At 36.5% G+C, this 13,686-nt stretch carries 12 protein-coding genes; 3 read left to right on the top strand and 9 right to left on the bottom strand.

Annotated features, from left to right (window positions below; all coding sequences use genetic code 11):
- Positions 1-227: 227 nt before the first annotated feature.
- From MHB48_RS04040 to MHB48_RS04025, 4 genes are all read right to left on the bottom strand, one after another.
- Positions 228-917: an S-layer homology domain-containing protein gene (locus tag MHB48_RS04040; RefSeq protein WP_342600274.1), complete on the bottom strand. Its 690-nt coding sequence runs from the start codon at positions 915-917 to the stop codon at positions 228-230.
- Positions 918-1,173: 256 nt separating this feature from the next.
- Positions 1,174-1,653 carry a metal-dependent hydrolase gene (locus MHB48_RS04035; RefSeq protein WP_342600273.1) on the bottom strand — a complete coding sequence of 160 codons (480 nt, stop codon included), beginning with the start codon at positions 1,651-1,653 and terminating at the stop codon, positions 1,174-1,176.
- 275 nt (positions 1,654-1,928) lie between these two features.
- Positions 1,929-2,420, bottom strand: a complete 492-nt coding sequence (locus MHB48_RS04030) for a hypothetical protein (protein ID WP_342600272.1) — start codon at positions 2,418-2,420, stop codon at positions 1,929-1,931.
- A gap of 171 nt (positions 2,421-2,591) precedes the next feature.
- Entirely contained in the window at positions 2,592-3,086 is a 495-nt protein-coding gene (locus MHB48_RS04025) for a competence protein ComK (protein WP_342600271.1), read from the bottom strand.
- A gap of 465 nt (positions 3,087-3,551) precedes the next feature.
- Between MHB48_RS04025 and MHB48_RS04020 the strand changes: the two genes are divergently transcribed.
- Positions 3,552-3,968, top strand: coding sequence for a hypothetical protein (locus MHB48_RS04020; protein ID WP_342600270.1), 417 nt, complete (start codon positions 3,552-3,554; stop codon positions 3,966-3,968).
- Between the two features lie 173 nt (positions 3,969-4,141).
- On the top strand, positions 4,142-4,951 hold the full coding sequence (locus tag MHB48_RS04015; RefSeq protein WP_342600269.1) for a VanW family protein: 810 nt from the start codon (positions 4,142-4,144) through the stop codon (positions 4,949-4,951).
- 91 nt (positions 4,952-5,042) lie between these two features.
- On the opposite strand, the gene MHB48_RS04010 is transcribed toward MHB48_RS04015, so the two are convergent.
- Complete coding sequence (locus MHB48_RS04010; RefSeq protein ID WP_342600268.1) at positions 5,043-5,615, bottom strand: TQO small subunit DoxD; 573 nt, start codon at positions 5,613-5,615, stop codon at positions 5,043-5,045.
- Positions 5,616-5,814: 199 nt separating this feature from the next.
- On the opposite strand from MHB48_RS04010, the gene MHB48_RS04005 reads away from it, so the two are divergent.
- Positions 5,815-6,567 carry a hypothetical protein gene (locus MHB48_RS04005; RefSeq protein WP_342600267.1) on the top strand — a complete coding sequence of 251 codons (753 nt, stop codon included), beginning with the start codon at positions 5,815-5,817 and terminating at the stop codon, positions 6,565-6,567.
- A gap of 511 nt (positions 6,568-7,078) precedes the next feature.
- On the opposite strand, the gene MHB48_RS04000 is transcribed toward MHB48_RS04005, so the two are convergent.
- From MHB48_RS04000 to MHB48_RS03985, 4 genes are all read right to left on the bottom strand, one after another.
- Positions 7,079-8,536 (bottom strand): S-layer homology domain-containing protein, encoded by a 1,458-nt coding sequence (locus MHB48_RS04000; RefSeq protein WP_342600266.1) that lies wholly within the window; start codon positions 8,534-8,536, stop codon positions 7,079-7,081.
- A gap of 480 nt (positions 8,537-9,016) precedes the next feature.
- Positions 9,017-9,679, bottom strand: coding sequence for a ribonuclease H family protein (locus MHB48_RS03995; protein ID WP_342600265.1), 663 nt, complete (start codon positions 9,677-9,679; stop codon positions 9,017-9,019).
- Between the two features lie 99 nt (positions 9,680-9,778).
- A complete protein-coding gene (locus MHB48_RS03990) occupies positions 9,779-10,399 on the bottom strand; it encodes a hypothetical protein (RefSeq protein WP_342600264.1) in 621 nt (206 codons plus the stop codon).
- A 444-nt stretch (positions 10,400-10,843) separates the two neighbouring features.
- Positions 10,844-13,201 carry a bifunctional 2',3'-cyclic-nucleotide 2'-phosphodiesterase/3'-nucleotidase gene (locus MHB48_RS03985; RefSeq protein WP_342600263.1) on the bottom strand — a complete coding sequence of 786 codons (2,358 nt, stop codon included), beginning with the start codon at positions 13,199-13,201 and terminating at the stop codon, positions 10,844-10,846.
- Between the last annotated feature and the right edge of the window lie 485 nt (positions 13,202-13,686).

The following is a 13,686-nucleotide window of genomic DNA, read 5'->3' as shown; positions in this document are numbered from 1 at the left end:
GTCGAGAAGAGCCGATAAATAGCATGTTAGTAAAAAAATACTTGAATAGATACCTCCTATATAAAAACTTCCGTACTATACATTACTATACTATTAACCTAGTCTATTAGCAATTTTTTTCAAAAAATGAATATCATTACTTTAGTCCCTGATATTAATATACTATTTTATATTCACTAAAAAAAAATCCTCTCAAGTCAATGACAACTTGAGAGGATTTTTTCATTTTAATCAACACCTATGATTTCAAAATCTTCTCCATTTCCCGGGTTTTGATTAGTTGCAAGTTCACTTCTGTAAATAAACGATGCGACTTGACCGCGTGTTACAAATGAATTCGCTTCAAAGGTTGTTTCTGTTTTACCTGTAGTAATCTCGTTAGAGTATAGTGTTTGAATATAATCTGCGTACCATTGTTTATTATTTATATCTTTAAAAGGAAGATTTGAAAGCTTTTGTACTTCCATATCAAATCCTAATACAAGAATTTGGGCAATATGTGCACGAGTTAGGTTAGCTGTTGGTTTAAACGTTTTATTATCATATCCTTTAATGATACCTGCATTTACCAGTGCAGCGATATGCCCATAATACGGATGACTTTTTGGTACATCTGTAAAGCCAGGATTTTTTACATTTACTGTATCTAAGTCCAACGCTAACGAAATAATTTTAGCCGCATGTGCCCTACTTATATTTTTCCCAGGTCTAAAAGTTCCATCCTCGTATCCATTAATGATACCTCTTGAAGACAAACTAGTTACACTTTCATAGAAATGTTGGTCTACACTAACATCCGAAAAACTCTTTTCTTTTGCTTGTGAATTAATTGGCGCTGTTGCAACACTTACACCAATGGCTAAGAATGCCGCTACAGTTACTTTCAATAACTTGGCATACAAATTTTGCTTCTTCATTAGTTCACTCCCTCTTCTATATATAAATGACAACCCTTCACAATGTTACCATATTTCCTTTCCATTCGGAAAAATTAGCATAAAAATATCCTAATCTATTGGTTATTAAATATGAAGATAAGCACTTTAACGAGTTATGTTATTCTATCTAACGCATTAATAATTCAAAACTATTTCATAGAATACAGGAAAATAAAACACCTTCAATCCGACTGACATCAGATTAAAGGTGCCTTTTAGTTACTACATTTAACTTTCAAAAATAGGTTGCAAGAGCTCCATATGCAAAGTACAGAGAAAGTAGTGATAATGCTGCAAATACCCCATTCTCTACTGCTCCCCCTGTTGTCATCGTAATAGGAAAACGAATGGTCATTTTTATTGGAAATAACAATTTAATGCCATTTTTAGTTGCCATGTCCAATATGTAATGACTCACCATTCCAACCAAAATGCCCTTTATCACCGATTCATTGGTCACGAATGAATTTAATAACGCTCCCATCAGAAATAAAAATAGCAAACTATGGGTGAAGGAACGATGGCCAAAAAGTGAATTAATCACTTTTGATAGGAGTGGAAACGTCCGACCAATTTTGCTACCTCCATGGCAAATGTCTGGTAGCAGTGCTCCAACGACACCTGCACCAACTAAAAGCACTGGATCATAATCCGAAACTTGTGCAAAAGCAAGACTTGCTGTGATACCGCCTAAGATGTGTGTGTTTCCTGTCATGCCTTGTTTATTCTCCTTTTTCCTTTTATCATACACGAACGTGCATTCTACTACTTTACACCATCTGGACAAAGGAATGGAGCAATTCACAATAATTTGTTCTTTTAACAAATAAAACTGTATCTTTTAGACATTTATCTAGGTATGAATTTTATTATTTCGTGGTACTATTTTCTAATTTTTGATAAGTATACTCGAGAAATTCCTCTTTCAGCATAAAAAAACGTTTCTCTCTCATAGCGTTACTATGAAAAAGAAACGTTTTTAAGTATATTTTAATTTTCCAAAGTTACATACTGCTTCTGTAAATACTTATACATTACGGATACCTTATCTGAAATTTCATTGTTTTCGAATTCTAAAGACTTAAGTGTCTCATTTGCATCTGTTGTTAAAACGACATCTACATTTAAAAGAGCTAATTGCTCGATGATTTTTTTCATAAATGCATTTTCTAAACCTTTTCCTTCTTCCGTCATACTTAAGATGTGAAAGGTAGCTACTAGCCCTTGTAAATTATCTAGATCACAAATCTTCTCTAAGCTTGTCAGTGCAGTATATAAATCCGCGCAAACGCACACTGCGTCTACACACACATCTAAATATGTATCTTGGCTAAGTTTCACCAAATACATTGTGGCATGTCCAACAGTAATCGCTCTTTCTAAGTCTTCTGTATATCTTAAGCATGTAGCCTGAGCACTGAATATTGGCGTACCTTCTTCAATATTCAATTGAAAATCAATATAAACATTTAAGTTTCCCACATCAATTCTCCTATTCTATCAAACAGTGAATTACCTGATTCTTACTCGGATATACGCTTTAGCAAAGTAAAAAATCATCCGCTTTTCCTTTTATCTTATCTTCTTGCACAAAAACAGTAGGAGACGAATTTTTATAATAATAATTTACTAGTAAAAAATGATTCCGTCTTTTTACTTTCCTCTAAAATCGTTCCCTATGTAGAGGTCTTTTTCTCTATGAATGAGGTTATAGGTACTGATTGTGGTGAGTAGTCTTTGTTGTTGTTTTAATAGGACGTGTTTGGAAGCATTCACAGTAACACATGTACCATCAAAAAATGTTAGTCTCGAAATCCCTTTACTAAGCTCTTCCACTTCAAAGTGATGATTAAAAATCCAAACACATTCTAATTTTTTATAGGACATTGTCGGGAAAGCGCCAATCTCACATGGATGGATGATAAGTGGTGTTTTATTCAGATAGTTCATCATTTTTTTGATTGCTTCCATTCGCCCTTCTAGCGTAGAAGCATAACGAATACAAGCTTTGTCTAGTAAATAAATCACTGTCTTTCCTGAAAAATAAATTCCATGGGTTGTAGTAATTTTCGATTGATAACCATCTAAAAAAGATGATTCGATCATCAAAGTTCGCTTACCAATTAGTTTTGAATCACAATTGATCAAAAATATATCTCCCCTTGCCGTCTCCTTATTTACATCCTACCAAATATCCCCACACTCTCATAGTCTAAATATACTGAATAAATATATTTTTTTGGATTAAATTCATCCAATCGTCACATATTTTATTATAATATTACGCATTTTCTTATTATTCGTTAGGAATCGTCAAGTTTTTTCTAGAGAAAACGTCCTATATCCCTAAAAAATCGCACTGTTTATGTATTCGAAAAGAGATCATACACAAATTATGCTAATTGGAGCGAGTACTATATTGCATACACTGAGAGCCAATCTTGCGATTTACTTTGGTGAACTTGCGATTATTAGTGTCTATCTTGCGATTAGAGGCCATATTTTGCGATTCGTTGAGTCGATTTTGCGATTACGTTGGCGCATTTCTAAAAATTGGAAATGTTTGCCGACCACTTGATATGGGTAATCTAAATAAAATGCCTATTGGGAGTGATGATGATGTTAAAAGGTAAGAAACGAGCTATGCTAATAGGAGGAGTTGCTGGCTTCGCTTTTATGTATCTTTATAAAATCGAAAATAGAGAAACTGCGAAAGTAACTATGAAAAATACGAAAACGAAAGTTTCTTCCTATGTGGATTCGAGGAAACATCAGCCTACACAAATGACGAAAGCTGGTCATTCAGATCCTCATGATCCAGATGATAATCGGATGGTAGAGGAAGGCTCCATGTATAGTGTGCGATACTACAATGAAAATGTACAAGATAGCAATGGACAATTAAATTTCCCAAAATCTCAAAAGAAAAAGCGACCTAGCACAGAAGAATCTTTATCCAAAGATAATAACGAATCTCCAGCAAAACAGGAAAATACAGATAGAGATCCTACCCACTCAAGTAATACTTAAATACGCTTCATTTGAGTAAAATGAAAAAGTTCAAAAATAAAATGGAAGCTCTTTGCTAATGCAAAGAGCTATTTTTGCGTTCATCCCCTTACTTTATAAAGGAATATGATGGGTGAACAAAGAATGTTACACATATAATGGTTACATCGTTTGAATAACTGGGGGAGAAACATGTGAGATTATCCGAAATCCATCCATTGTTTTATCACATTAGAATAAAACAAAAATGGCTATTTCGCTTTATACAGAACGTGAGAGACAGAAAAAAATTTGCCAAGCATCTGATGAAAACGTCTTATGCTTATACTTGTAAAAAACACCAATCGCTTTTACGGAGGCGTTTAGGTGATAGCGATCCACAGCTCCAAGAAAATAAGATAGTGAATCTTTCCATTGCAGCGAGTAAAATCGACGGAATTGTCATTTCCCCTGGTGAAGTTCTTTCATTTTGGGAATTAGTAGGTAAAACAACCAAGGCAAAAGGATATATAGAAGGTATGCAACTCTCTAGGGGAGAAGTGAAAACAGGCTTTGGGGGAGGAATCTGTCAACTAGCTAACCTTCTTTATTGGATGGCCTTACACACACCTTTGACCATTTTAGAAAGACATCATCACAGCTTTGATCCGTTCCCGGACGAAGGAAGAGTTCTTCCATTTGGCAGCGGTGCAAGTGTTTTTTACAATTATGTGGATTTACGATTTCGTAATACAACGGAACAGTCCTTTCAGATACGCGTTTGGTTAACCAATGATCACCTAAAGGGAGCTATTTATACGAACGAGGAAATGCGCTACTCTTATCATCTTGAGGAACGGAATCATTCATTTTCAAAGCAGCATGAAAAGAACTTTAGACAGAATGAAATATGGAGAAAAACGGTGGATAAAAGAACAGGGAACTATATGAAGGAAGAACTACTAATTAAAAATCATTCGGAAGTTAAATATGAAATCAAGCCAGAGATGTTGCTAAATAGTTAGAAGCGGCAGCCAAATTTTCTCGCCATTCCAAGTCTTAAAAATCAAAAAACGCCCGAAGAAAAATGCATTATTTTTCTTCGGGCGTTGTATTTTAAGGCGCACTATTCTTTTTTCTATCCCAAGGAGTACCTAATAATGGCAGAGCCCAGCGATCCAATCCGTACCATCCTGCTACTTTCCAAGCAAGTACTAACCAAGTGGCTAGGATGAAAAGCAATGGATTAGTACTAAGCGTTCCAGCAAACAGAAAACTGACGTTCATGAAAGCACCGAAAAAAGCTGCGATTCCAGTAAGTAAACCGAACACTAAGCCCAATCCTACTAATAACTCGCCATATGCTACTAATAACTCGCCATATGCTACTACGAACGAAAACAACTTTGCATGTGGGAGCACAGTGTTTTCAAGAAAAGTTGCAAACCATCTAGCCACATCTGCGCCTTCCTGTGATTTTGCAAGTGCACCATTCACAAATCCGGTGAGTGCAGCTCCAGCATTTTCCCCTGTCCAAGCATCATTGTGTAATTTCCCCCAACCAGCTTTCAACCAAGTGGAACCTAGATAAAGTCGGATAATTAACCAAATAACCGCAGAATGAGTACTACTAAATAAGAATCGAGAAACTGGGTTCTCTGGAAAATAAACAGTACTTTTTTCTCTCATATAAATCACTCCTCTTTAACCTCATTGTATAATCTAACATTCTCCTTTTCTATATAGTCATGTGTCTATCATGTAAACAAAAAAGGAATTTTCTGTTACATCTATGGTTTGAGAGTATTACGAATATAAGATTTAGAATTTTCATATAATTAGTACAAAATGAACGCACGAGAAATAAGAAATAAAGGAGGATTATTGTTTGAATTGTTCAAATTGTGATCGCGAACAATCTGTTGGGATGTATTGTAGTATATGCGGAAATAAATTAGAGGAGCTTGTTTTGAATACGGAACCTATTGCTTCTAGAACGCGATCAGTAAAACCAAACGTACATGTAGAAAATATTAAAACGAAATTGAAAACATATAGTTCTTATTTGATTCAACGCCTAAAAAAACCTTCCCTTGCATACAATCGTGGAGAAGATGAGTTTACGAGCAGCATTGTTAGTATTATTTTATTTACCGTACTTTTTACACTTTCCTTATTTTTATTAACTAAAAACTTAAATGCAAGTCATTCACCGAACTTTTTATCCTTTTTTATGGAAGCATTTTTACTTACATTCTTTATGATCGGAATCGTCTTACTTTCCATTTTTCTAATCAGCAATTATTTTGGCCCACAACATACATTTAAAGCAATCATCTGTTTTTATGGAGGGCAATTATCTCTACTCATTATTGGGTTAACAGGTTCCATATTACTTATGCTTGTAGAATCAGTTACATACGGAAATGCTCTTTTAACTATCTGCTTAATTTTCGGTATTTTTATATTACCACTTTATGTTATAGGATTTTTGCTTACTAAAAACCAATCTGGAATTGACCCACTATATGGATTTATGTTGTATATTGTAACCTTTATCATTCTATTTATATTGTTTCTCACCATCGTTGGTGATTCAAAAATAGGTGGATATTTTGATCATATGAATTACTTATTTTAATACAAGAAGAAAGAGATACCTTCATGGATCACTCAGACTGTAGACAAACTCAATTTTGGGTGCATAGAGTTGTATATTAAATTCGGCAAGGATCACCACTTCGCTTTCCGTGGGCTTGGCTTCAGCCTCCTCGTCACTGCGTTCCTGCAGGGTCTTCTGCTCAAGCTGTTCCCACAGGAGTCTTCGTGGTGGTCCTTGCCTTATAAACAATTCCTTATAGATATCCACTATCTTTACTTTTAATTAGATAAAGCAACCTCTTAAGGAATATTTATTAATATTCATAACTGTTGTTTATAAAAATACTTTTGTCGTCAGGCTGAGAGATACCTTCATGGATCTCTTTTTGCTTTTTCAGATTACTAAGTACTTAAATTTGCGATTTGAGGGGTTGATCTTGCGATTCGTCGAAATTTACCAGGCATACTGTATCTTAGTTTCTAACAAAGGTGTACAAATTAAAAAAAAGATTCTTTCAAGTCAGTAGACTCAAAAGGATCTTTCTCGTATTCTATTGAACTATATTGGAAGAGGCAATGTAACCTGATACGTTTTTACCATTGATGATGGTTTGCACTGGATACCATACAAAATGGTTAGTAGAGTCTTTTCGTTTATCATAGATAGGTGACCCTATAATCTTCATTGTTGCTCCTTTGCTTGTTGGGATAAGTTCTGAATTCGTGGTACTTGGTAATTTACGAATCCCTTTCCCATCATACTTCACTTGATTTCCTTCGCTTAACAATTCCTTCGATGGAGTTGCATTCGATGAAAGGGTAAAGTTCTTTTTATTAAATTTGATGGAATGATTTGTATCTTCCCCATAAGTGAAATCATTTTTGTTCATGTCAATCGAAGTAATATTGGTAGAAAGCAATCCATTTTCACGAATAGCTTGGAATACTTTCTCTTGATAAGCGTCTAAATTTCTTTCACCAGTAGCTTGGAAAAATGGACTATTTTCTGCTTTTGTTCCATTATAGGCCATGACTGCGAAATACCAGCTCTCTAAATTTTCGGGATTATGATCTGCAATTTTAGGCAAATCACTTCTATTGAAATTTTTCACAAGCATGTCGATTCCCGCTTCAATATTGTACGTTAGATCATATTTTAAACGTTCTACATCGTATCCTGCTGTGTTTGTAATTTGCATTAACCCTATTCCACCGTCACTACTAATCATCGGTTCACCGTTCGATTGGAAATGAACCCAACCGTTACTTTCAACGGAAGCCACTGCTTTGACAATCTCAGGTGGAATCGGTGTTTCTGCATTTCTTGCCGCTTCTGTCAGTAAACAGTTGACGGTTTGACGATCTGGATTTGTTTTACTTTCTGGATTATATCCACATGCATTTACAGGTAGACGCAAATCATCATTTAATGCTCTTGCTAAAAAAGCAGCAAAGTGTGCTCGAGTTACTGGCTGATTTGGTTTAAACTCATCTTTTGAATACCCTGCTACAACCCCAAAAGCAGCTGCTTTCCGAATAGATGAATAAGCGGATGAATTTAGTGGAACATCCGCAAAAGGAAGTGCTTCCTTCTCTAGCTTAAAAGCTCTCGCTATAAAACTAGTCATCTGTCCTCTAGTTACAACTTCTTGTGGGCGGAATGTTCCATCCGGATATCCTTTAATAATCCCCGCATCATTGGCAGATTGAATAGCACCAGAAGCTTGATTTTGCATGCTCACATCTGAAAAAACAGTTTTTTGTTTGGTCATGTCCAATTTCATTGCTCTTGCAACCATTAAAGCAGCTTGTTTTCGTGTAACAAATTCGTTTGGTTCATAGTGATTGGCATCAACCCCACTAATAATATTATCCGAATTTAAATAGTTGATATGTTCATAAAATTGATGACTCGTAGGAACATCCGTAAAAGTCTGCGCTTGAGCAGGTGATGAAAAAGTCGTTCCTAGTAAAATAAATAAACTTACTAATAATGCTAATTTTCTCATTCGTATCCCCTCCTACCTTAAGATTACTAAAAAATTAGTAGAATAGATACCAATATGTAGAAATTATCCAATTTAGTAAAGTTGTCAGAATAGTGCTCAATTAGTGTGAGTGACAGGTATCAGAAAAATTACTTATTGTTTGGCGGGTTTGTCGCTTTCGGTGGTGGGTTTGTCGTTTTCATGTGGCTGTTTGTCGCGTTCGTGTCTTAGTTTGTCGCGTTCACTCTACAGAATGTCTCGTTCAGCCATATTTTCACATAAATACACTTCAGTCGAAGAAATAAGACTAGCCGCTCCAGTTTGAATACGGAGCGGCTTTTTAGATTGAGCATTTTGCGATTCGGGGAGGTTACCTTGCGATTTACACAGTCTATCTTGCGATTCTTAGTAAATGAACAGTGAATTTGAAAAAGGTACCAGGTTCATGCACACTCTAGAAGTGCGTTAGAACCGATACCTAAGGTTATACTTGCACCAAAACTAATCCTCCGTCACTTCACTTGTCGCCGTAATCTCAATTCCATTTAGTGCTTGTGTAGCCAAACGGTCTGCTTCTGCATTTGCTTTTCGCGGCACTAGTTCATACTCTGGCTGAATACCAAGTTCTTTCAGCTTCGCATCTATCCGGTCCGCCCAGCCGGATAGATCCTTCTCGAGAGCCGGCCATTCCCCATTCATCTGGTTGATGACAACCTGGGAATCTCCGATAAACCAGACTGGTAGATGATGAACATTTAATAGCGCTAACTCCTGCAAGCTTAAATAGAGCGCCGCATATTCAGCCTCATTATTCGACGTCAGTTGTGCAGATGGTGCATTCCGCCGTAGCCTGTAGGACTTTCCATTCTGATCATAAAAGATGACGCACCCTAAACCAGCTCTGCTTGTCGCAAGATCGAAACCGCCGTCGAAATAAACTGTGACATTATGCGGCTCGGTTTCGATTCCTTTTAAATAACTCTTCATTTCTTTAATCGTCCATGTGCTATCAAATCGGTCTATAAATATAATGTTTTTGGCACGACCTGTCCGCTCCATATCTTCTGCAAGCAGCATCCCTTGTGCTGCGGGCATCTCCTCCGAGTGGAAAACCGTTTCGGTTCCTTTGGGTGTTCTATAAATCCATTCGATTCGGATATTCATTGCTTGTCCTCCTTACACCAATAAGTCTGTGTAATGTTGAGTTTTCCCAATACAGATCATTTTTATGAAACATCTATAAGTTAAACAAAAATATGAACTCTACCGTTGAATGCCATCGGTTTGTCCATGGGTGTAATATCTATATTCAAAACCAGTTTCCGTTTCCTTATATTCTATATTTGCATCGACACATGCTTGTCTAAGTAACTTTTTAGCTACTCCATTTTGGATGTTCCACTCAGCAATTAGTGAATTTATTTCCTGCATATTATTTCTATCTAACGTAACATTTCTCTCTAGTGCAATGGAAAATTCCCCTAATGTTTCAAGGACATCTTGAATGCTCATGTGAAAGGCTTCAAACTCTTTCGGAACACGAATTGCGGTCAAGTTTTCTTTCGCTACAATCAATTCTTTTTGGGCATTTAAAATATCAAAGTTCGTCAAAGGATCACTTGGGGTGTGCAACTTCTCATTCAACACGATAAATTGAGCATTGATATCATAATACGAACGATAGCCTTCATCCAAATAAGTCGTTATTTTCTTATGACGCGCAATCGTAAATTCCCCTACAATAAATCCCCTATTTTCAAGCAGTGTAAAGCCTATAAGAACCAAAACTAACAGCAATATTGTTTTTCGTGAAAAAACTTTTTTAACTTTCTTTTCAGGGAAATTAATACTACTATCGGTTGCCTCTTTTCGATAAGGAATCACTTCTTCACATCCTTTCCCTTCTGTACCAAACATCTCATTTAAAAATATATGTATATTGTAATACATAGGAAAGACAAATTATGTCGAACCACGTTGCAAAGAGCAAACAATCTTTTGGATAATGAAACAAATACCCATTTCCTACAAAAAAAATAGCAGCCGAAGAGACAATTTCGGCTGCCTGTGGCTTTCTTTATTTCATATAACCTTCTAGCATTCCATTTCATTGTAGTTGGAGATTTCGTTTAAATATTACACTTTAACAGCCTATTAAAATCCATTATTTTCTAATTAGTAGTGGATGGAAATGGATAAATAATCCTCAACGAGACAAAACTATTGCCGAAAGCGACAAACCACCTAGTGAACGCGACAAAACCACTGCCGAACACGACAAAAAACCACCTCTGCTACAAAAACAGAGGCGGTTGTTCATTTAGCTATTTATTTCAATGAGTATTTTCCGAAACCATCAGTACCTTCGCCAAGGTATTTAATGCTTCCATTTGCAGGGATAACTTTCTCTGCTTTTTTGGATGATTCGAATACTACTTGTGCGTTTGCAGGTATTGTAGCGAACTTCCAGTTGCCGTCAGCAGATGGATCGATTGTTTTCTCCGCAAGAATATAGTCGATGATTGCTTGACGGTTCTCATCTGGGTAGATTTCGATTGCCGTCGCATTACGCACACCTGGGAATGTTCCGTTTGCACGGTAGTTATTTGTTGCAACGATAAATTCTTGTTTCAAATCAATTGGTTTTCCGTTGTATTGTAAATTTTTAATACGTGATGCACTTTCATTTTTCACTTTACCTTCTACATCGTATTTAGCAGGTTGTGTCACGTCGATTTCATACGTTACCCCATCAATTACGTCATAGTTGTATGAACGGTATTCTGAATTGATAAGCTGTTGCTCTCCTGTTTTCGTTGCATCGATTTGATTAAATTGACCTGCAGACATTTCCAGCCATTCTTTCACATCTGCTCCTGTCACTTTTACCATGGAAAGCGTATTGTCATATAGGTATAGATCCGCTACGTTTTTAATTGCTAATTCGCCTTTTGGAACGAATGTGTAGTATTCTGGATCACTTCTAGTTCCCGCTTTAAATGGTGCACCAGCAGAAAGAACGGCTAGTTTTTCATATGCTGTACCTTTCAGTTTCGCTTGTACATAGGCAGTTTGCGCGTTTGTTACGATTTGGATCGATGGATCATCTTGCACTTGGGAGAAGTAGCTATGAATGTCTGCTGTTGAAGTTCCAACTGCTTGACGAACGTATTTAATCGTTCCATCATGCGCTTCTTTCACTGCTTTCACAACGGTTTGATCTAAGTCCGTAGCGTCTTTTGCAATTGCACGCACTTCCGCTTGTGACTCTGCTACATCCCACTCGTTTCCTTTTTTCACTAGCTCTAAATCAATAACCCCTAAATGGCTACCGAATTTACCTGGCATAACAACTGGAACTCCGTTGATCGTACCTTTTTCAACATCCACATTAGTTAAAGAAGCATCCACTTTACCAGGGAATACTTGGTGCGCGTGACCTGTAATAATTGCATCTACACCTTTAACTTTTGTTAATAAATACGTTACATCCTCTTCTCCAGCCTCATGTGTCATATTGCCAAGACCTGAGTGAGATAGAACAACGATTACATCCGCTCCAGCTTTTTGCATTTCAGGAACCACTGCCTCCACCGCTTGAACAGAGTCGTCTACTGTCACTTTTCCTTCTAAATGAGACTTGTCCCACTTAAGGATTTGCGGAGGAACAATACCAGTAACCCCAACTTTAATCGTTGTTTTCTTACCTTTTGAATCAACCACTTCTTTGTCAATCAATACATATGGTGTATATTTCAATTTCTTCGTAGCTGCATCGCGAATATTCGCATTTAGATAAGGGAAGTTTGCATCATCCGTTACTTCATTTAAATAATCAAGACCGTAGTTGAATTCATGATTCCCGAACGTTGCGCCATCATATTTTAGCAGATTCATTGCTGTTACAGATGGATGTTCTTCCCCATCTACTAGCTTGTCTACTGCTTGTTTATAAGAACCTAATGGAGTACCTTGAATTGCATCTCCATTGTCAAATAATAAAGTGTTGCTATTTTCTTTACGTGCATTTTTGACTAATGTAGCTGTTTTAGCAAGACCTAAGCTATTAGACTCTGTGTCTTTGTAATAATCATAGTTCACGATATTTGTATGAATATCAGAAGTTCCTAAAATACGTAAAGAAACTGTCGTATTTGCTTGAGCAGGCTTGTATGCTTTTAAGAAGCGTTGCACAATCGTATTCATCTCGTGTTTACTTACAACATTTGCAGGTTTCATCGTTTTATCCGGATACCCGTTTAAAAAACCTAATCCTACAGCTTTCGCAATAAGACTGCGATTCTCTTTACCAATTTTATTTTTATCATTAAATTTATCTAATGTATCTTCTGCATAAGTTTTGTCCGAAGCTACCGCTTTGGAAACAATCACAAAAGCATGCTCACGAGTAAGCCTTTCATTAGGAGCAAAAACAGTTGAAGACTTTCCTGTGATAAGCTTTAACTCTAGTGCTTTTTCAATATACGGTTTCAATGAATCTGGGACATCTTTAAATGTGACCGACTTTCCTGTGCCTAGCTCAACACCCATTGCTTCAATGATCGTTTTTACATATTCACCACGCGTAACATCTTGATTATTAGCAGCTGCTGCTTGTTCCACACCAGCCATTCCACTCACTGCTAGGGACAAAGCCAGTGCTGAAGCCGAAACTTTTTTCCACATAAATAGTATTCCTCATCTCTCATTTGTAATATTGAAACAATTATATTGTACCAAAAAGAAAGTCATAAAAGTGTTAAATTTTTGTAAAAAATGAAAATTAATCTTAATTTGAATCTCTATTCGTGCAAGAAACCCACACAAATTTGATAAAAATAACCCTCTCAGCACAATAAAGACCTAAGATGATATTCATTGCAGCATTCAAACCCATTATTTCCTAATTACAAGTTCATTAAATTGGATAAATAATCCTAAACGAGACATACTAGCGACCGAAAGCGACAAACCGCCTAGTGAAGACGACAAACGACCCATCGAACGCGACAAACAACACGCCGAACGCGACAAAACACAAAAAAGCCTCTTCATCATTGCTCGATGAAGAGTTTTTTTGCGTATTGTTCCATCAATTTTGTTTGCACCTTCATGCTTGTTGGCGTCCGGCGTGTTTGGCGCTAATAATACTGATAAGCTTAGTTCCATTT

Source organism: Psychrobacillus sp. FSL H8-0483, assembly GCF_038637725.1.
Classification (GTDB): Bacteria; Bacillota; Bacilli; order Bacillales_A; family Planococcaceae; genus Psychrobacillus.
This window is presented reverse-complemented; position numbering and strand designations above follow the sequence as displayed.

Excerpts from the sequence above, each read along its gene's own strand:
- MHB48_RS04035 (WP_342600273.1), bottom strand. The coding sequence starts at position 1,653 with ATGACAGGAAACACACACATCTTAGGCGGTATCACAGCAAGTCTTGCT.
- MHB48_RS04000 (WP_342600266.1), bottom strand. The coding sequence starts at position 8,536 with ATGAGAAAATTAGCATTATTAGTAAGTTTATTTATTTTACTAGGAACG.
- MHB48_RS04010 (WP_342600268.1), bottom strand. The coding sequence starts at position 5,615 with ATGAGAGAAAAAAGTACTGTTTATTTTCCAGAGAACCCAGTTTCTCGA.
- MHB48_RS04040 (WP_342600274.1), bottom strand. The coding sequence starts at position 917 with ATGAAGAAGCAAAATTTGTATGCCAAGTTATTGAAAGTAACTGTAGCG.
- MHB48_RS03985 (WP_342600263.1), bottom strand. The coding sequence starts at position 13,201 with ATGTGGAAAAAAGTTTCGGCTTCAGCACTGGCTTTGTCCCTAGCAGTG.
- MHB48_RS03995 (WP_342600265.1), bottom strand. The coding sequence starts at position 9,679 with ATGAATATCCGAATCGAATGGATTTATAGAACACCCAAAGGAACCGAA.
- MHB48_RS04020 (WP_342600270.1), top strand. The coding sequence starts at position 3,552 with ATGATGATGTTAAAAGGTAAGAAACGAGCTATGCTAATAGGAGGAGTT.